This window comes from Pseudidiomarina salilacus (assembly GCF_047323925.1).
Classification (GTDB): Bacteria; Pseudomonadota; Gammaproteobacteria; order Enterobacterales; family Alteromonadaceae; genus Pseudidiomarina; species Pseudidiomarina salilacus.
Genome location: NZ_CP178752.1, coordinates 164,070 through 182,098 on the forward strand (window position 1 = coordinate 164,070; position 18,029 = coordinate 182,098).

Below are 18,029 nucleotides of genomic sequence, written 5' to 3' on the forward strand. Positions count from 1 at the left end.
GCTTTGTAAACGACTGATTTAAGACTATAAGTATAGTTAGCGCGCGCAACCATAGGGGAAGCGGCGTAATCCGAGATGACAACTATGTTAAACGAATTTAAAAAGTTTGCCATGAAAGGCAACGTGGTTGATATGGCCGTTGGTATTATCATTGGCGGCGCCTTTAGCACCATCGTCAAGAGCTTTGTCGCTGATATCATCATGCCTCCTATCGGGTTACTGCTTGGTGGCGTCGATTTCACCGACATGTTTGTGGTATTACGTGCTGGCACAGAGAAGCTCGGTCCCTATGCGACCCTTGCTGATGCCCAAGCGGCAGGTGCGGTGACCGTCAACTACGGTCTTTTTATCACCAACACGATTAGCTTTATTATTGTCGCCTTTGCCGTATTCTGGCTAGTCAAAGCCATGAATAGCCTCAAAGCCAAAGAGGAGCCGGCGCCAGTGACGACCAAAACTTGTGAATTTTGCTTCTCAGCGATTCCGCTTAAGGCCACACGTTGCCCGAGCTGCACTTCGCAGCTGCAAGTCGATCTCAAGTCCGAACCAAGTTAACGCTTAAGCACTGCAAACGCGGTTTCATGGAGGCTGCTGATATAAAGCTGATGCTCGAATTCAGCGGCCCCTGTCACAAAAGCAAACTCGCCGTTCGGTGCTTGCAAGCTTTCGATCACGTTGCCATCGATATCAATAGCAATTAAATGCCCATATGGCTTTGCTTGTGGGCGCATGAAACTGGGTAAGCGTTGCACCATTTTACGCACAAATGGATAGCTCGAAAGTGCATCCAAAGCGCCGCTGCGTGGGCTCACGAGCCCCACCCAAAAGCGACCGTCAGGCGCATCATTGACATTATCAGGAAAGCCCGGAAGATTCTGCATAATGGTCTCAATTTCGCCGTTATTCTCGGCACCTATACCGATACGCAGAATTCGGTAACTACCGGTCTCGGCTACCAGCACCCATTGCTGATCGTGGCTGACCGCCACACCGTTAGCAAAATGCACACCGCCTAGCAGAGTATAGGTTTGCCCAGTACTCGGCACATAAGCCAAGACGCGGCCATTCCCACGATGCTCCATAATATCCAGCAAGCTTGCTTCATAAGTGCCAATGCCGTCGGCTGGGAAGCGTGTGGAGGCATCGGTAAAATAAACCGTACCGTCGGCTGCTATATCAACATCGTCAGCGTAGCGCACCGTTGTGCCGTCCACCTCGGTCACCAGTAACTGCAAGCCACTGGCTGCCGACCAATGCATCAAGCCTAAATAGGCGTCGGCAATCCATAAATCACCGTTGTCATCGAATTCAAGCCCCAACGGACGGCCACCCGTGGTGGTTAAAGTGGTAAAGCTGCCATCCGGCTCTTGTCGCACGATATCGCCGCTTTTCAGTCCAAATACAGGTCGCCCTTGCGGATCAATGGCAATGTCTTCAGGTCCTGCAGAAGTCGGTACCGCAACCCGCTCAGCGGCTGCTAGCTTGCTATTCGGCTGGTAAGCTCCCACATAGCCCAAATCACGCGGTGCATTCCATGGTTGCGGCTCAATAGGCACCGGCCACCACAGCATGTAAGCGATAGCAGCAGCAATCAGTACGAGTGCTCCGCGATTCATCACGCGTCGTTTCGACATCTATTAAAGCTCCGTTTGCTGGGCTGGCAGTGACTCTACAAAGTCCCTCACCGCAGCAGCAGTTTGCTGTGGACGTTCGACCATCGGCATATGACCCACGCCTTCCATCAATAATAACTCGTTGTTCGGCACTTGAGCATGCCACACTGCAGCACTACTGACATCCAATAACTGATCGGCTCCGCCCCAAATAATGAACGTCGGTACGCTGATAGCCGCCAAACGATTATCAAGCTGGTCAAAATTGCGAAAATCTTCAGCTATCTGAATATATTCTGCTTTATGTTCTTGGTAGCGTGCCGCCATTCCCTTCAGCACAAAGGTTGGCACATAAGGCGGCTCCGCCATTGTCATCGCATAGAATTCTTGGAAATCCTGCCACGACTCAATCTCAAACGGCGATTGACCTTGGCGAAACAGCTTTTCGGCGCGACTTGCCACGGGTGCGGTGACCCCTGCTGGGTCAATCACCACCAATCCCGCGCTACGTTCAGGATAAGCGAGCGCAAAGTTCGCCGCAATCAGCCCTCCCATCGAATTTCCAGCGACCACCGCCTGTTCTACCTGCAACACGTCGAGTAGGCGTTTGATGCGCTCCGCCTGGGCTTGCGGACGGTAGCTCCACTGCGGATCAAAGCCGGTTTCGCCATGCCCTGCTAAATCGGGAATAACGAGGCGGTAGGAATCGCCCAAAGCTGCGCCAAAGCGCAGCCACAACTCTTTCGAAGCGGTATAGCCATGCAATAAGACGAGGGTCGGCGCGGCTTCGTCACTAGATCGGCGCTGATAAATGCTCATGGTCATATCACCGAGCGCTACTTGCTGCTTGTCGAAGCCATACGCCCACGCCTCAAGTGTCTGAGTGCGGTCGTACACCCACTGCCCCGTGGCTGGATGCCAAGTGGTAGCCCACAATAACGCGATGACAATGACAAAGCCCCAAATCAGTTTTCTCACGAGCGCTCTCCTTGCTGATGAGCTTGAGTGAAACGGTGATGTTGCGGTCGAAAACGCCAAGCCAGCAAACGATAAACAAAACTAAAGCCCGGAAACATGGCGGTGACCTTACCGCTTTTACTTTTATACCAACTGTCACAACCGCCACTTTGCCATACTGTTTTCGCCATTTCACGATGAATCATGGTGGTGTATTCGGCTTCTGCGGTAGCAGTCACTTCAACGCTGCTGGCATGGCGCTTTTGCAATTCCTCGAGCAACCGCATGATGTAAATCATTTGCGACTCGATCACAAAAATAGCTGAGGTATGACCGATACCGGTATTGGGTCCGGTCACCAAAAACAGATTTGGAAACCCAGGCATGGTGGTTCCCAAGTAGGCGCGCGGATAGTCTTGCCAGACCGCATCGAGCTGCACCCCATCGCGACCTGTGACTTGGAAGCCGAGGGCGCCGTCGGTCGCCTTGAAACCCGTCGAGAATATCACCGCGTCAAGCTCGAGCGTTTGCCCTTGCTGGGTCACCACTCCGTTTGGCGTAAAATGGTCAATGCCGTCGTGCCGATCATGCAAGCTAACATTGTCGCGGCTCAAGGCTGGGTAAAGTGTATTGGAGACGATAATACGCTTACAGCCAATCCGGTACTCAGGAGTCAATTTCGCCCGCAACTCCTCATCTGGAACCTGCTTGCGAAGGTGCGCCCGTGCCTCGCGCTCGGCGATCAGCTTCATCAAGGTTTTGGAATACTTAAAGGCGAGCACACGCCATTCTAGCGCCCAATAAATCAGCTTGCGCAAGATTTGGTAAAAGGGTTTCACGCCAAGTAAACGGCGGAACCAAGGCGCAAACTTGCGATCAGGACGCGGCATCACCCAATGCGGAGTGCGCTGAAACACATGCAGCTCACTTACTTTATCGGCAATGGCCGGAATCACCTGTGCCGCACTTGCACCGCTGCCGATGATGGCGACTTTTTTGCCCTGATAGGCAAAGTCATGATTCCAATGATTCGTGTGAAAACTAACACCTTGATAATCAGCAAAGTGGGGAAATTCTGGGATTGCCGGATTACTCAAGGGGCCCTGCGCGGCGATAACCGTGCGCGCTAAAAACTCTCCTTGAGTGGTCTGCACGCGCCAGTGTTGCTCACGTTCGAGCCATTCCAGTGCTTGCACGGTGCAGTTTAGCTGGGTTTTCTCAGCGAGCTTATGCTTGGCCAACACTTGCTCGGTATATGTGGCTAGTTCTGGCTGCTCGGCAAACATTTGTGACCAGGGGTAGGGTTCGCTGGCCAACGAATACAGGGGAGACTGCACATCGACTTGCGCACCGGGATAACTATTTTGCCGCCAAGTGCCGCCCATAAAATCGCGCCGCTCGAGCATAATAAAGTCGTCGATGCCACGTTTACGCAGCTGAATCGCTGCGCTTTGCCCGCCAAAGCCAGTGCCAATAATCAAAACTTGGTAAATGTGCGAAGCACTCATAGTTGCCGCTTAATATTTGTACTAGTATGTAAACATATTCTGTAACGACAAAATTACTTAAGTTTTCATATTTATTCTACACTTATCCTGTTAATTGATGTTTCACTCGAGGTCCACGCATTATTCAGCAAACCAAGACGTTTATGCCAGTAGCCAAACCTACGCAGCTCAGCGAAGCACGCTTTCGTAAACTATTTGACGAAACGCATGCCATGTCTATTCAAGGCTACCGTTCCGATGGCACGGTGGTGTACTGGAATGCTGCGTCTGAAAAAATCTATGGTTACAGCCCTGCCGAGGCGCTAGGTAAGAACCTGCTCGATCTGATTATTCCGCATGAAATGCGCGAAGAAGTGCGCAAAGCCATGGCTTGGATGTTCGCCAACAAGACCGGCATTCCTTCAGGACGTCTTAATTTAAAACACAAAAACGGTAGCAGTGTACCGGTCTATTCAAGCCATACCGTGGTCGAATTACCCGGTGAAGAGCCGATCATGTTCTGTATGGATGCCGACATGCGCGCCCTCGATTTGGCTGAGGCCGAAGTGCAGAAGCTGTCATATTTTGATGTTTTGACCGGCTTGCCGAATCGGCGTCTGTTGCTTGATCATCTCCAGGGTGCATTACAAGGTTTGCGCGTCGAGCATCAATATGGTGCTCTCCTATTACTCGATCTGGATAATTTTCACGGCATCAACGATACCCTCGGTTACGATGCTGGGGATCAAGTACTAGTTGCCTGCGCACGGCGGTTGCAGCATCACATTAGCGAACCATCGCTGGTGGCGCGTATTGCTGCCGATGAATTTGTGGTGTTACTACAACCGCTTGAGCACTCGATTGGCGCGGCTGCAACGGAAGCTGAATTAGCGGCGCAACGTTTATTACAAGCACTGCGTCGTCCAGTTGCAATCGATCAGCAGCCACATAACTTGCAAGCAAGAATCGGTATCACAGTGTTTGGCAACCGTACCGATGACCAACATGAGCTGCTGCGCCAAGTCGACATTGCTTTGAAGCATGCAAAATCACGTGAAGAGACTGCCATCGCCTTTTTCGACCGCTCGATGGAAGCCAACATTCAACGGCGCATTAAGCTCTCGCAAGCGTTGAGTACGGCGCTGGAAAAGGAACAATTCTTTTTAGAGTTTCAACCGCAAGTCGATGTACAGCAGCACGTGGTGGGTTACGAAGCCTTGCTGCGTTGGCGGCATCCGGTCTTCGGCCTGATTGCACCTGACGAGTTCATTCCGATTGCCGAGTCCAACCACAGTATTCACGCCATTGGCGATTGGGTTTTTGAGCAATGCTGCTGGCAAATTGTGCGCTGGCAGCAAGCCAACTGTTGTCGTAACTTGCATCTATCTATCAACGTTAGTGCCGTGCAGTTTCGCCGTGACGATTACGTCAAACGCACCCAATCCATCCTCCAGCGCACGGGTGCCAATCCTGCGCAATTGCGGCTGGAACTCACTGAATCCTTAATGGCTGGTAATATCGACTTTATTGTCGAACAAATGCAGGCGTTGAAGGATTTGGGACTAAGTTTGTCACTCGATGATTTCGGTACTGGCTACGCCTCGCTCGCTTATCTCACCCGCTTCCCACTTGATGAGTTAAAAATCGACCGCGCATTCGTCACCGACCTCGCCGATGATGGCAAAGGTGCCTTGCTCGCTGCAACTATTATTGGACTCGGCCGCAATATGAATTTAACTGTTATTGCCGAGGGCGTTGAAACTATCGAACAATTTGGACGTCTACGAGATATGGGCTGTGAGGTCTTCCAAGGCTATTGGTTTGGTAAACCCACCCCACACCTTCCTGAAGCGTAACATTAAGGATTTGCTATGCGAAATACTGTCGCCGCGATTTTGGGCGTGTCTCTTATTGTCGGTTTAGTTGCCGCCGCGAGCATTGCGGCAAATGGTTTTCTCGATGCACGCGCAATGGAACGCAGTGTCACGGTGAAGGGTCTGTCAGAACGTGAATATTTAGCTGACATCGTGCTTTGGCCCATCCAATACACCACCGCAAGTAACGATCTTGACGCGATTTATCAAGAAATCGAAGCCTCCAATAAGAAAATTGTGGCCTTTTTACTGCTCAAAGGGGTGAATGAAGAAGAAATATCCACTTCTGCGCCGGCGATTGTGGATAAATCTGCCCAACGCTATGGTGGTGGCGATCCAGGTCCGTTTCGCTACACCGCCACGCAAACCATCACGGTCTATTCAGAAGCCGTCGAGGATATTCGTCACATCATGAGTTCGATGGCAGAACTTGGCCAGCAAGGGATCGTACTCAACGGTGATGATTACAATTCACAACCCGACTATATATTTACCCGACTCAACGAAATTAAGCCCGAAATGATTGAGGAAGCAACGGTGAACGCCCGCGAAGTGGCGCAAAAATTTGCCGAAGATTCACAAAGCACTTTGGGTAAAATCAAGCGCGCCAGCCAAGGTCAATTCAGCATCAGCGCGCGTGATCGCCATAATCCGCAGTTAAAAACGATTCGAGTGGTGTCCACCGTCGAATATTATCTGTCGGATTAAAACAGTGAGTTAACCGCCCATACCCGGTAGTTTCATTGGCTCAGCTGGCAGGACGAAGCGTTCGGCTGCCGGCTCGGCGTCATTGATGTCGGTCAGCTCGTAGTTGTTATCTTGCTGCAGCACACCCAAGCCTTTCTCAACTGTGTTGGCGCGCATATAGGCAAACCCCTCAGGCTGCTCTTCGCCCATGGCTTCGAGCATAATCTCAACCATGTTGAGCATCGCGAGATTGAAGTCGACCACCACTTGGTTATCGGTCATCAATATTTCTTCAGTCGACTCGGTGCCGTCATTTTCTTTCGTGGTGAGTAGGTAGTACTCGCCTTCAATCCCATCAACAGTGGTGGTGCGCCCAGTCGCCTCTAACGAAACAAAACCCTCAAATTCATTATTGAGATCGTCTTGTGGCACTTCCATCGCATCGCCCATCATGCGCATGGCGTCGGCAATGTCGATGACCATGGTCATGCCACCCTGATTAGCTACAGAATAAAGCTTACCGTCACGCATCAGCATGTAGCCCTGCTCAGGATCACCAGACTCCATGCGCAGGTAATCACCATCGATAAATTCAGCGCGCACCCGCTCACCTTCAGACAACATCGTCAGTGAACCTTTTGCCGCGGTTGGTTGCGCTGCCAGTGCAACAGCACTCAACGCACAAGCAGTCAAAAAAGAAGTCAGTTTCATCATTCATTTCCTTGTAAACGCGCTGCATTTTCGGTCGGCCGCAGCGGTAATTGCCCTATAGCCAAAGTAGCACAAACCAGCAAAATTGCCGAAACCAGCAGGCAAGTGATCAACCCATAAGCTTGATACAACCAGCCGGAAAGCACCGTACCAAGCAGTCGCCCCGCTGCATTGGCCATGTAGTAAAAGCCGACATCAAGGGAAACGCCATCAGCACGTGCATAGGACACGATCAAATAGCTGTGTAACGATGAATTGACCGCGAAGCAGAAGCCAAACAGCGCCAAACCAGCAATGATGACATAGTCGAGTGGCCAGTCGGTGCCGATGCCAGCGATCAAAAGCAATGGCGTTGCCGTCAACAAAGTGCCCCAAATCATACTAAGAGTGCGTGACGACAGCACTGCACTGCGGGTAAAGCGCGGTGCCAAAGCTTGCACGATACCGTAACCGATCACCCAGAGTGCCAAAAAGCTACCGACTTGCCATTGCTGCCATTGCAACTGACTCACCAGAAACACCGGTAATGCCACTACAAACCAAACATCTCGGGCACCGAAAAGTGCAAATCGCGCTGCTGAGAGCACATTAATCGCACGGCTTTTCGATAACATATCGCGAAACTTAGGTTTGAACTTAGCTTTGCCAGTGTCTTGTTTAAGCGTGAGTAGGCTCATTATCCAAACCAGCGCCAGCATTGCTAGCATTGCCGCAACCGCGCCTTGAAAACCAATGACAGTCAATAACAAGCCACCCAAGAAAAAGCCGACGCCTTTGAGCGTATTCTTGGAACCGGTGAGCAGCGCCACCCATTTGTAAAGGGTGCCTTGCTGTTGATCCGATACCAACAGCTTAATGGTGCTTTTGGCACTCATTTTATTGAGGTCTTTAGCGATTCCAGACAGTGCTTGAGCGGCCATGACCCACACCACTGTCAACCAACTGGCGGGGACCAACAACATCGCTAACGCCACTAGTTGCAGACCAAGCCCGATGTTCATCGTGCGGTTGAGACCCCAGCGCGCGCCGAGCCAACCACCGAAGAGGTTGGTGACCACGCCAAAGAACTCGTAAAACAGAAACAGCATGGCAACTTCGAGCGCACTGTATCCCAACTGATGGAAGTGCAACACCACCAGCATGCGTAGTGCGCCATCGGTCAACGTAAATGCCCAGTAGTTGCCAGTAACAATTAAGTACTGGCGCACTGCCGGGCTCAGCGTGCTTAACATGCACCCACCTTGGCAACGAGTTCAGTGGCCCGATTCGCATAGCCCCACTCGTTGTCGTACCAAGCGTAGACCTTCACATGGGTGCCGTTAACGACGCGCGTCGAAAGCGCATCCACAATACTCGAACGTGGGTCCGTGCGATAATCAATAGACACCAACGGCCGTTCTTCGTAGCCCAAAATGCCCTTCAGTTCGTGCTCTGCAGCAGCTTTGAATAAAGCGTTCACTTCGTCCACAGTGGTGGCGCGCTCGACTTCAAAGACACAGTCGGTCAACGAAGCATTGGCCAACGGGACCCGTACCGCATGCCCATCTAAGCGCCCTTTCAATTCAGGGAAGATCTCAATAATGGCAGTGGCTGAGCCGGTTGAAGTTGGAATCAAACTCTCGCCACAAGCACGCGCGCGGCGCAAATCCTTGTGTGGCGTGTCGAGAATACTCTGAGTATTGGTAATTGAATGGATGGTGGTGATCGAACCGTGCTTGATACCAATTTGTTCGTGCAGAACTTTGACCACTGGCGCTAAACAGTTAGTGGTACAAGACGCTGCCGTGATAATGCGATGTTGAGCTGGGTCGAACAGATGATCGTTGACGCCCATAGTAATGTTCAACGCACCCGCTTCTTTGACCGGCGCCGACACCACGACACGCTTCACGCCTTGCTCTAAATAGCCCTGCAAAACCGCAACCGTTTTCATTTTCCCTGAGGCCTCGAGCACCACATCACACGCACTCCAATCGTTGTCTTCAATGGTTTTCTCGCGAGTAAACCTCATCGTTTTGCCGTTTACAGTAATACTTGCCTCATTCGCACTGATAGCTGCATCCCAATGACCATGCACCGAATCAAACTCCAGCAAGTGCGCAAAGGTTTTGGCATCACCACCTGGGTCGTTGATCTGTATTACTTCGAGATCATCGCGCGCTGCGGCAATGCGCATCGCTAAACGACCGATGCGGCCAAAGCCATTAATACCTACTTTAATTGTCATGACGTCATCCTTTTCATTGGGTTGTATTCAGCAGTGGTGGCGATAATCTTCGCCATCCAGTCGGGCATGGCTGGGTTTAAGCGATAGTAAACCCAGCGCGAATCTTTACGGTCCAGCAACAAGCCATATTCGCGTAATTGCGCCAAATGCCGCGAGACCTTTGGTTGCGACATGCCAGTAGCATCGACCAAGTCACACACGCACAGTTCACCACGTTGCAACAGCAACAACATTTGTAAGCGTAGCGGATCCGCCATCACTTTGAAGAAGTCCGTGGGCGCGTTGAACAGATGTTTGGCGGTGTCGCGTTTATCTTGAATCAGCAAAAACATGCGAATGCGTTCGCTCAGCTCATGCACCGTTTTATCAAACGCTGCGTCGGAATCTTCGGCCACCGGATCCGGGAAATCCCAACTGATAAAATTCTGTCCGCTGAACATCGGTTGGCATTCTTTGCGCGCGCGGTCACACAAGCTAATCACGTAATCAAATTGCGTATCCGCCAAACCATCAAGGGATTTCGAGCGCAGGTTATCGGTCGCGATGCCACGACGTTGCAAAGCCGCCAGCGCGCGTGGATGCGCAGTGGTGGGCTCAGTTCCAGCACTGCTGACTTGCATGCGATCACCGGCGAGTTGTCGCAGTAGGGCTTCAGCAATGAGGCTGCGGGCCGAGTTTGCGGTGCAGACAAAGAGAATGTGCATAGTCGTTAATCGTTAATCGTTAATCGTTAATCGTTAATCGTTAATCGTTAATCGTTAATCGTTAATCGTTATATATGGTAATCCATATATGTTGGATGGGGAAGTTTTTTTGGGGTTTGGTTCTCACATTTGCGAGTTTTGTTCTATTTTTGTGTATTAAAGCTTAATTTGAGCTTGGATGCGATAAGGAACTGCCATGAACCGCACGGAGCGCCGAACCACTCCTTCAGCACGCCCGCAATTTTGGCGGGTCGCCCTGCGTACTTGCGTGATTGCCGGAAGTACCAATTTGCTATTTCTGCTTATTTTCCTTGCGGTCGGCTCGCCCATATTAGCGTGGGTGAGTGTTGGTAGTATGACGGTGTATGCAATTGCTTATTGGGCGATTAGGCAACGCAAAAATAAGCTTGGGGTTGGGCTGATTTGGTCGGAAGTCGTGATTCATGCCGCGCTTGGCATTCTCTTGATTGGCTGGGGCAGCGGCTTTCATTATTACTTGCTGGTCTTCATTCCGGCGCTTGCGGTTACGCTCAAGCGGTCGAAGGCAATTGCAGCGTTGCTGGTTTTGTGGGGGCTCTACACTGGGCTCTTTGTCATGTCTGAGCTGATTTCACCGCTGCAACCGTTGGCGTCGCGAGCGGCGCTTGATGGGGTGAATTTATTCAATTTAACAGTAGTGTTTGCCATGTTTAGTTACTTGGCTTTGTTCTACATCGAAACGGTCATTGAGGGACAACGCGCGTTGCGCAAACTGGCAAGTACCGACATGTTAACCGGACTCAAAAATCGCCGTCACATGACCGAGGTGGGTGAGGCTGAAATCTCACGGGCTGAACGTTTTGACATGCCGCTCAGTGTGTTACTCATTGATGCCGACCACTTTAAACTCATCAATGATATTTTCAGCCACCAAAAAGGCGATGAAGTACTCTGTTGTTTGACCAAATTATTGCGCGCGGAACTGCGCCAACACGATGTGATTGGTCGCTGGGGTGGCGAGGAGTTCTTGGTGCTCCTGCCCAATACCGCGCTCGAGAACGCACAACTACTAGCGGAGCGCATTCGTAGCACAGTAAAAGATTTTCGTTGGCAGGAATTACTGAAAGACGAACTGGCCGTTTCCATTAGTATTGGAGTCACTCAATTGCTCCCCAACGAAACCTTAAATCGCCTGATCAATCGCGCCGACAAGGCTTTGCACAATAGCAAAGCAAACGGCCGTAACCGGGTGACTGCGGTAGCAGCCTAAACCGCCAAGTTACGCATGGAAGCGTAGCTGCACTCCTAGTTTTGCGTGCTGTTTGATTTCATTCTCCAAATCGGCCACCAGCATCGGATTACTTTGCCCTTGTTCGGTAAGCTGCAGCACCAACCAATCGCCACCTGCCTGAACGTCTTTGAGCAACTGTGATGGCTGCCGGTCGGTATTAAACAGCACGGCCAGTCGCAATAAGCCAAGTACTCGATGCAAATCTTGTTGTTGATACAAATACAACAACGGCACCCGCTCCATTTGGATTTTTTTGCGGAACTGCCTCACTAAGGCGGCGAGTACGGCTTGTTCTTCTTTGTTGAAGCCAGGCATGTCAGCATTGGCCAAGATGTAGCCGGAGTGCGCTTGAATCGCGCTGGAGTTAATCTGTAAGCCAACTTCATGTAAGCGTGCTGCCCAAGTCACCAATGGCTGCCATTCTTTGGCACGGATCCCCCAGGGTTTGGCGGCCCGTTTTAACAAATGCTGCACGGTCTCAATGACACGAGCTGCTTGAATCTCATCAATCCGATAGCGCGCCGCCATACCATCGACGGTGCGTTCGCGCACATCGCGATGTTCAATGGCACGCTCTGCAAGTTCGTACAACACACCTTCGCGAAGGGCAGCATCGTGCGTCACTAGCTCGCTGAGCTCAAGCTCGTCCATAATCGCGATCAAAATAGCCAAGCCTGCCGGCAAAATAGGTAAGCGCTCACTATCGATGCCTGGTGCGGTAAAACTACTAATCAGCTGATGTTGCAGCACTTCTTGCATGCATTGCTCAAGCTGCGCACGGGTAATCCGATCGGGCGGCGATTGATCGCGCGCTTGTAACCATTGCGCAATTGCCTTCATGGTGCCTGAGGTGCCAATCACTTGCTGTGCTTGGAACTTACGAAAGCTCTGGGCAATCGGCTCAAGCTCACTGCGCGCCGCGGTCAATGCGCGGTTAAAGCGCTTAGCGCTGAGCTTGCCTTTACTAAAAAAGCGCTCGGTGTAGCTGACACAACCAATGGAGCGTGAGGTCAACAGCTCTGGCTCAAACTCATTACCAGCCACCATTTCAGTACTGCCGCCACCGATATCAATAACCAGCCGTTTGCCGACATTGGCACTGGTTTGGGCCACGCCACGGTAGATTAAACGCGCTTCTTCATGACCCGAAATAATAGTGATCGGAAAGGGTAGAATCGCCGCAGCTCGAGCTAAAAATACATCGCTGTTACGCGCTTCGCGCAAGGTGTGAGTGGCAACCACGTGGACTTGTTCGCTGGTAAAACCTTCAAGTCGCTGCGCACACAACCGCAACGCATCGAGTCCACGTTGCATCGCTTCTTCAGTCAATTTGCCGTTATTGCGGAGGCCTTCGGCTAAGCGTACCTTTTGTTTAAACCGCAACAGGGGCTGCAAATGTTGATCGATGACGCGCGCAGTAATCAGATGAAAACTGTTTGAGCCTAAATCAAGTGCGGCAAATTGCGGTCCATTACTCATTCAACGGTTCCCTTGGGGGGTTGTGCTTGGGCTTTCAAATAATCGTAAATGGCTAGCTGTGAGCGAATCTTCTTACGGTTACCGCGCGGTCGATAGGTATTCTTTTGTTCCGCATCGAGCACGCGAGCTTTGGTGGTGTCTTGCCATTGTAGCTCAAGAATCGTTTTGATTTGTTGCTGTAATTCTTGCGCTTGAATTTGGCAACCGACCTCAACCCGATCATCGAGATTACGCGCCATAAGGTCAGCTGAAGAAATAAAGATACGCTCTTGTCCGGCGTTATGAAAGCAATAGACCCGCGGATGCTCAAGAAAACGGTCAACAATACTAATGATTTCGATGTTCTCACTGACGCCGGCAACGCCAGCGCGCAGCGCACACATACCGCGGACAATGGCGCGTACGCGAACTCCAGCACGAGATGCACGATACAATCGAGTGATAATTCCTTCGTCGACCAAATTATTGACCTTGACGAAAATCTCCGCACGTTTGCCTTGTTGTGCATGCACAATTTCGGTTTCGATCAGATCATCTAAACGGTCGCGTGAATTCACCGGTGATACCAGCAAATGATTGAAGCGGAAGCGTCGATAAGGCGCCTCTAAATACTGAAACACTTGCTCAACGTCTTCACAAATGCTGCGATCAGCAGTGAACAAGCTAAAGTCAGTATAGATTTGCGCGGTTTTTTCGTTGAAATTACCAGTGCCAATATGCGCGTAACGCTTCAGTGCCTTTTGCTCCTTGCGCTTGATCAAAATTAGCTTGGAGTGCACTTTCAGCCCCTGAATACCAAATATCACGCGTATGCCCTCGTGGGTCATGCGTTTCGCCCACTCGATATTGGCTTCTTCGTCAAAACGCGCTTGTAGCTCGACCAGCACTGTTACTTTCTTGCCGTTATTCACCGCTTCAACCAGCGAGTGCACGATACGCGAATGTGGCGCGACACGATAAATACAAATTTGGATGCTCTGTACCAAGGGATCGTAAGCGGCTTGGCGAATCACTTCGGTGAGATGCGCGAACTTGTGATAGGGGTAATAAAGCAGAATGTCCTGCTCGGCAATGGCATCAAAAACGCTGCGATGTTTGACAAAATGCGGATGCTCAAGCGGCGGCATGGGCGCGTTTAACAGTGATTTGTGACCCCAATTCTGGAAACTGGCAAAGTCACGGGTATTGCGGTAGCGGCCGCCGGCCACCAATGAATCGTGGGTCGTCAGCCCCAACTGATGATGCAAAAAGTACAACATATCTTTGGGCATGCTGCTGTCGTAGACCAAGCGCACAGGTTCCGCCTCAAAACGCTGACGCAAACCCTCTTCCATGCGCTCGAGCACGCTTTGGTCGATATCGTGCGGCAAGCGATATTCGGAATCGCGCGTCATTTTAAACGAAAAGGCACGCAACGAATCGTAAGGCACGATGCCCTTGAATAGCTCGTCGATACACAAACGAATCACGTTATCGAGCATGATCACGCGCTTTTTCCGCTTCAGGCTCTTAAAGGGTAACTTTAAAAAGCGCGACAACTCGTCGGTGGGTACTTCGAGCGCCGCGTACCGCACACTCTTGCCCAGCTTAATTTCAACGCACATGTAGGTGGCGTCTTGATTAATGGCCTGGATCATATTGGTGGTGGGACCAATCAACAGTGGCACGATATAGCGCTTAATCTTTTCGTGAAAATACTGCGTCAACCATTCGCGTTCTTGGTCAGTGGTTTGGGTTTCATCGATAACGGCAATATTCTTTTTCGCAAGCGCTTTGATGACGTCTTGATAGATGGCTTCGAAGCGCTCTTGTTGGCGCACCACAGTTTGCTGAATTTGCGACATCAGCTTTTCGGCTTGTTCATGCTCGCTCGGCGTTTGTGCATAGAAGATTTTCCGCCGAACATCAGCAACGCGGACACGGAAAAACTCATCCATGTTGGCCGAGAAAATACCTAAAAAGCGCATCCGCTCAACGACCGGTACGCTTTTATCAGCAGCTTCTTGTAATACGCGTTCGTTAAAGGCTAACCAACTCAGCTCTTTGGGAAAGAATTTCATGCATCACCCTCGGTTACATCACGTTATTACTTTACGTGATGCACCGACACTTATTATGACGTTTTTATGACAGTTGTACGGATATTTACGCAACTACCTGAGGCAACAGTTTCTCGGCATTGCGACTGCGCAACCACGCTGGCACTTCAAGCAACTCTAACTCGCCATTGAGGTGCTCAACAATAGCGGTACACGAGTCTTGCCAATCGCCGGTATTCAGATAGCTGACATCGTCGATTTCGAGCATGGCGGGCACGTGAATATGACCGCAGATAATGCCATCAAAATGCTTACGGGCGGCATAATCGGCCGCTACTAGCTGATAGTCATGAATGTAACGTAGCGCGCGCGTCGAGCGCGATTTGACCGCCTTAGCAAGGCTGAAGTAGTGCTCACCGCGATGCGTGCGGCGCCGATTCCACCACCGATTGACCAGCAACAAACCGCTATAAATACTATCTGCAAGTGAACTCAGCAGTTGTGGACAACGCACCTGATTATCAAATTGGTCGCCATGTACCACAATAAAGCGCTTGCCTTGGCGAGTTTGGTGAACGTGTTGGTTACAGAGTTTGATATTAGTGATGCCGTAATCGAATGGATAATCGGCGAGGATCTTACGAAAACCTGCGTCATGATTGCCCATCACATAGACAATCTCGATGCCTTCGCGCGCCATCGCCAGCAGCTTCTTTACCACCTGCAATTGCGCGTCACAAAGGCCGCGACGTTTGGCTTTGATGGACCACAAATCAACAATGTCACCCACCAAAATAACGCGGCGACAGTGCACCATATGCAGGAACTCGAGTAAGGTTTCGGCGTGACAGGAAATCGTACCTAAGTGAATATCAGACAGAAACAGAGTATCGATGGCCAACTGATGTTTGCTGTAAGTCATAAGCGCCTCCAAGTGTGGACGCGCTTATGATCAAGTAGTTAGGTGACAGACCGGTGACGGTTTATTGACTATGTTATGACTCATTCACCAGTTGGGTGTCGAAAGTTCCGGTCACTTCTTTGCAATCGGAAGTGTCAGCCGCACTATAGAAATCGGCTTTGGCACACATACGACCACTAAAAGTGCCGACAGCCTTGGCATCTTCACCTGCACTAAATTGCTCAAAAGTGACTTTAACGGCTGTTTCTTCGGAACTATAGAACTTCTCGCCCATACCATTCGGCCAATAGCTGAATTGGGCACTCATCACCTGCGGCGAAGAGCCGCTACTCGACAACCCGATTTCGATATTAAACACATTTTTCATCATGCTATCGGCCGAGGTATCGTGCGCTTGCAAGTTCAGCATGGTCATTGACCCGAAGTTGCGCAAGGTCGCGCTGGCTTGGTGCTCACTGGTATCACCTAACGTGATACCACTATAACGAGTCCCGTCAAATTCAGCGGTCACGTTGCCAATGCCTTCGGCCGCAGCAGAACAGCCGACCAGCAGTGCAAGTAGACTTGCGCTCATCAAAGTTTGCATAAATTTCATCTGCATCATCTCCTTACCAAGTCCAGGAATCGGGTTGTAACGGCGCTTTAAAGGTTCCATTGTAGAGTTTCACACGCTCATCACCGATATCACCGCCGTTCATCGAACCGTTTTGCTTAAGTTGCACCTCGAAGGTGCCGTAGACCCAGTTATCCTCAACCCGAGTGATTTCTACATTGCCAGGATTCGCATGATCACTTTCTAATAAAACTGCTTGATATTGCTCTGCATCAGCGGGGCTGACACGCAACCGCAAGTTCGGGTCGATATTGCCGTTATAGCCGTCCTGCGCATACATACCGGCAACCGGCTTATAACGACCCAGCGGCGGCAACCCTAACTCATCAGGGCTTTTTACGATAAACTCAAGCTTGTACGAACTGTTACGTTGATGCGCGTTATCGGTAATTTGAATCATCATGTACCAACTTGACGCTTCAGTGATAAGTACCCGAGCTAGTCCTTCAAAGTCACCTTGCATGGGTCCTTCAGCAGTAAAGCTCGCACTCCCGCTGGGGCGCTCTTCTACCTCAGCCCCACGTGTCACCTCGACTTCAGTGAGCACTAGCACAACAGCAATAATGCCCAGACTGTTATAGAACCAATTTTTCATTGTTTTTTCCTTAATTAAAGAGTTTGCCGAGTACTTTATCGACTGCCTTATCCACGACTTTATCGCTGGCCCGATCGAGTGCCCGTTCAGCCTTGTTTTCTTGGCGACGTTTCTGCCGCTCGGCTTTCTGTGCTAAAAATTCCTCCATTGCATTTGCCTCGCCATTGCCTTGTCCAGCAGTTGGCAAAGCCATAGGCTCGGCAGGTAACTCAAACCGATTGGCGGGCGGAGCATCGGCAGTGATCATGGCGATTTGAAAATCGTCGCCTTGCTTGAGCACGCCCCAACCTTGGTCAAGGATGCGCTGTTCCATTTCAGCCACGCTTTGTGGCAGCTCACCACCATTAACACTTAACAAGATTTTGCTCATTTCGTGCATGGTACGAGTGAGTGCGACCACTTTCGCATCGCGACTCAGCACCATAGTGTCAGTTTGGGTTTCGCCTTTACCATCGATGTAAGTCATTTTGAATTCTTCACCCTCGATGCCGGCAATATAGTGACTCTTGCCGGTGGCTGAGAAATCTTTAACCTCGCGGATTTCTTCATCCAACACCCCTTCTTGCTTGAAAGCATCACCATAGGCTGACATGGCCGCAACGACATCGACTACCATCACTTGCTCAGCATCGTTGACGACCGTGTAGAGCTTGCCATCACGCATCAGCATGTAACCCTGACCCGAGCTCTCACCGACACGCAGCAGGTGTGGTCCGCGAAACTCCACATGCACCTGCTCACCTTCTTCAACTAAAAATGCCTGGCCGCCGTCGCTGGCCTGAGCAAGTGAAGTCAAAACCATAACTGTGACGGCAAAAAGCATCATTTGTACGTGTTTCATTGTTGTTCTC

At 50.8% G+C, this 18,029-nt stretch carries 17 protein-coding genes; 4 read left to right on the forward strand and 13 right to left on the reverse strand.

From position 1 onward, the window contains the following. The first annotated feature begins 84 nt into the window (after positions 1-84). Entirely contained in the window at positions 85-555 is a 471-nt protein-coding gene (mscL, locus tag ACJ8W9_RS10370) for a large-conductance mechanosensitive channel protein MscL (RefSeq protein WP_034730653.1), read from the forward strand. Here mscL and ACJ8W9_RS10375 read toward each other — a convergent pair. From ACJ8W9_RS10375 to ACJ8W9_RS10385, 3 genes are read right to left on the reverse strand one after another with little or no spacing between them, the layout of a single operon-like run. Then, positions 552-1,634, reverse strand: a complete 1,083-nt coding sequence (locus ACJ8W9_RS10375; RefSeq protein WP_411361012.1) for an SMP-30/gluconolactonase/LRE family protein — start codon at positions 1,632-1,634, stop codon at positions 552-554. The genes mscL and ACJ8W9_RS10375 overlap by 4 nt on opposite strands. 3 nt (positions 1,635-1,637) lie before the next feature. Next, positions 1,638-2,591, reverse strand: coding sequence for an alpha/beta fold hydrolase (locus tag ACJ8W9_RS10380; RefSeq protein WP_411359498.1), 954 nt, complete (start codon positions 2,589-2,591; stop codon positions 1,638-1,640). Further along, complete coding sequence (locus ACJ8W9_RS10385) at positions 2,588-4,078, reverse strand: flavin-containing monooxygenase (protein WP_411359497.1); 1,491 nt, start codon at positions 4,076-4,078, stop codon at positions 2,588-2,590. Before ACJ8W9_RS10385 ends, ACJ8W9_RS10380 begins: the two co-directional genes overlap by 4 nt. 143 nt (positions 4,079-4,221) lie before the next feature. Here ACJ8W9_RS10385 and ACJ8W9_RS10390 point away from each other — a divergent pair, with 143 nt between their 5' ends. Together ACJ8W9_RS10390 and ACJ8W9_RS10395 are read left to right on the forward strand one after the other, a co-directional pair. Beyond that, positions 4,222-5,913 carry an EAL domain-containing protein gene (locus ACJ8W9_RS10390; RefSeq protein WP_411361013.1) on the forward strand — a complete coding sequence of 564 codons (1,692 nt, stop codon included), beginning with the start codon at positions 4,222-4,224 and terminating at the stop codon, positions 5,911-5,913. A 15-nt stretch (positions 5,914-5,928) separates the two neighbouring features. Beyond that, on the forward strand, positions 5,929-6,639 hold the full coding sequence (locus tag ACJ8W9_RS10395) for an SIMPL domain-containing protein (protein ID WP_411359495.1): 711 nt from the start codon (positions 5,929-5,931) through the stop codon (positions 6,637-6,639). 9 nt (positions 6,640-6,648) lie between these two features. On the opposite strand, the gene ACJ8W9_RS10400 is transcribed toward ACJ8W9_RS10395, so the two are convergent. From ACJ8W9_RS10400 to ACJ8W9_RS10415, 4 genes are read right to left on the reverse strand one after another with little or no spacing between them, the layout of a single operon-like run. Then, entirely contained in the window at positions 6,649-7,332 is a 684-nt protein-coding gene (locus ACJ8W9_RS10400) for a hypothetical protein (RefSeq protein ID WP_411359494.1), read from the reverse strand. Then, positions 7,329-8,561, reverse strand: coding sequence for an organoarsenical effux MFS transporter ArsJ (gene arsJ / locus ACJ8W9_RS10405; RefSeq protein ID WP_411361014.1), 1,233 nt, complete (start codon positions 8,559-8,561; stop codon positions 7,329-7,331). The genes ACJ8W9_RS10400 and arsJ overlap by 4 nt, the downstream gene beginning before the upstream one ends. Continuing rightward, positions 8,555-9,556 carry an ArsJ-associated glyceraldehyde-3-phosphate dehydrogenase gene (locus ACJ8W9_RS10410; protein ID WP_411359492.1) on the reverse strand — a complete coding sequence of 334 codons (1,002 nt, stop codon included), beginning with the start codon at positions 9,554-9,556 and terminating at the stop codon, positions 8,555-8,557. The genes arsJ and ACJ8W9_RS10410 overlap by 7 nt, the downstream gene beginning before the upstream one ends. Continuing rightward, positions 9,553-10,260, reverse strand: coding sequence for a metalloregulator ArsR/SmtB family transcription factor (locus ACJ8W9_RS10415; protein WP_411359491.1), 708 nt, complete (start codon positions 10,258-10,260; stop codon positions 9,553-9,555). Before ACJ8W9_RS10415 ends, ACJ8W9_RS10410 begins: the two co-directional genes overlap by 4 nt. Before the next feature lie 196 nt (positions 10,261-10,456). Between ACJ8W9_RS10415 and ACJ8W9_RS10420 the strand changes: the two genes are divergently transcribed. Further along, positions 10,457-11,509 carry a GGDEF domain-containing protein gene (locus tag ACJ8W9_RS10420; protein WP_411359490.1) on the forward strand — a complete coding sequence of 351 codons (1,053 nt, stop codon included), beginning with the start codon at positions 10,457-10,459 and terminating at the stop codon, positions 11,507-11,509. A 9-nt stretch (positions 11,510-11,518) separates the two neighbouring features. Here the strand turns inward: ACJ8W9_RS10420 and ppx are convergent, their stop codons facing one another. From ppx to ACJ8W9_RS10450, 6 genes are all read right to left on the reverse strand, one after another. Beyond that, entirely contained in the window at positions 11,519-13,009 is a 1,491-nt protein-coding gene (gene ppx / locus ACJ8W9_RS10425; protein ID WP_411361015.1) for an exopolyphosphatase, read from the reverse strand. Next, a complete protein-coding gene (ppk1, locus tag ACJ8W9_RS10430; protein ID WP_411359488.1) occupies positions 13,006-15,069 on the reverse strand; it encodes a polyphosphate kinase 1 in 2,064 nt (687 codons plus the stop codon). The genes ppx and ppk1 overlap by 4 nt, the downstream gene beginning before the upstream one ends. An 85-nt stretch (positions 15,070-15,154) precedes the next feature. Continuing rightward, on the reverse strand, positions 15,155-15,970 hold the full coding sequence (locus ACJ8W9_RS10435; protein WP_411361016.1) for a UDP-2,3-diacylglucosamine diphosphatase: 816 nt from the start codon (positions 15,968-15,970) through the stop codon (positions 15,155-15,157). Between the two features lie 73 nt (positions 15,971-16,043). Beyond that, on the reverse strand, positions 16,044-16,565 hold the full coding sequence (locus ACJ8W9_RS10440) for a hypothetical protein (protein WP_411359486.1): 522 nt from the start codon (positions 16,563-16,565) through the stop codon (positions 16,044-16,046). Between the two features lie 13 nt (positions 16,566-16,578). Beyond that, on the reverse strand, positions 16,579-17,178 hold the full coding sequence (locus tag ACJ8W9_RS10445) for a hypothetical protein (protein WP_411359485.1): 600 nt from the start codon (positions 17,176-17,178) through the stop codon (positions 16,579-16,581). A gap of 10 nt (positions 17,179-17,188) precedes the next feature. After that, positions 17,189-18,019: a hypothetical protein gene (locus ACJ8W9_RS10450; protein ID WP_411361017.1), complete on the reverse strand. Its 831-nt coding sequence runs from the start codon at positions 18,017-18,019 to the stop codon at positions 17,189-17,191. Positions 18,020-18,029 lie beyond the last annotated feature (10 nt).

Bases quoted from the DNA above. Each gene is read 5' to 3' on its own strand.
- ACJ8W9_RS10440 (WP_411359486.1), bottom strand. From the start codon at position 16,565: ATGAAATTTATGCAAACTTTGATGAGCGCAAGTCTACTTGCACTGCTG.
- ACJ8W9_RS10445 (WP_411359485.1), bottom strand. From the start codon at position 17,178: ATGAAAAATTGGTTCTATAACAGTCTGGGCATTATTGCTGTTGTGCTA.
- ACJ8W9_RS10420 (WP_411359490.1), top strand. From the start codon at position 10,457: ATGAACCGCACGGAGCGCCGAACCACTCCTTCAGCACGCCCGCAATTT.
- ACJ8W9_RS10390 (WP_411361013.1), top strand. From the start codon at position 4,222: ATGCCAGTAGCCAAACCTACGCAGCTCAGCGAAGCACGCTTTCGTAAA.
- ACJ8W9_RS10450 (WP_411361017.1), bottom strand. From the start codon at position 18,019: ATGAAACACGTACAAATGATGCTTTTTGCCGTCACAGTTATGGTTTTG.
- ppk1 (WP_411359488.1), bottom strand. From the start codon at position 15,069: ATGAAATTCTTTCCCAAAGAGCTGAGTTGGTTAGCCTTTAACGAACGC.
- ACJ8W9_RS10385 (WP_411359497.1), bottom strand. From the start codon at position 4,078: ATGAGTGCTTCGCACATTTACCAAGTTTTGATTATTGGCACTGGCTTT.
- ACJ8W9_RS10410 (WP_411359492.1), bottom strand. From the start codon at position 9,556: ATGACAATTAAAGTAGGTATTAATGGCTTTGGCCGCATCGGTCGTTTA.
- ACJ8W9_RS10395 (WP_411359495.1), top strand. From the start codon at position 5,929: ATGCGAAATACTGTCGCCGCGATTTTGGGCGTGTCTCTTATTGTCGGT.
- arsJ (WP_411361014.1), bottom strand. From the start codon at position 8,561: ATGTTAAGCACGCTGAGCCCGGCAGTGCGCCAGTACTTAATTGTTACT.
- ACJ8W9_RS10400 (WP_411359494.1), bottom strand. From the start codon at position 7,332: ATGATGAAACTGACTTCTTTTTTGACTGCTTGTGCGTTGAGTGCTGTT.
- ACJ8W9_RS10415 (WP_411359491.1), bottom strand. From the start codon at position 10,260: ATGCACATTCTCTTTGTCTGCACCGCAAACTCGGCCCGCAGCCTCATT.
- ppx (WP_411361015.1), bottom strand. From the start codon at position 13,009: ATGAGTAATGGACCGCAATTTGCCGCACTTGATTTAGGCTCAAACAGT.
- mscL (WP_034730653.1), top strand. From the start codon at position 85: ATGTTAAACGAATTTAAAAAGTTTGCCATGAAAGGCAACGTGGTTGAT.
- ACJ8W9_RS10435 (WP_411361016.1), bottom strand. From the start codon at position 15,970: ATGACTTACAGCAAACATCAGTTGGCCATCGATACTCTGTTTCTGTCT.
- ACJ8W9_RS10375 (WP_411361012.1), bottom strand. From the start codon at position 1,634: ATGTCGAAACGACGCGTGATGAATCGCGGAGCACTCGTACTGATTGCT.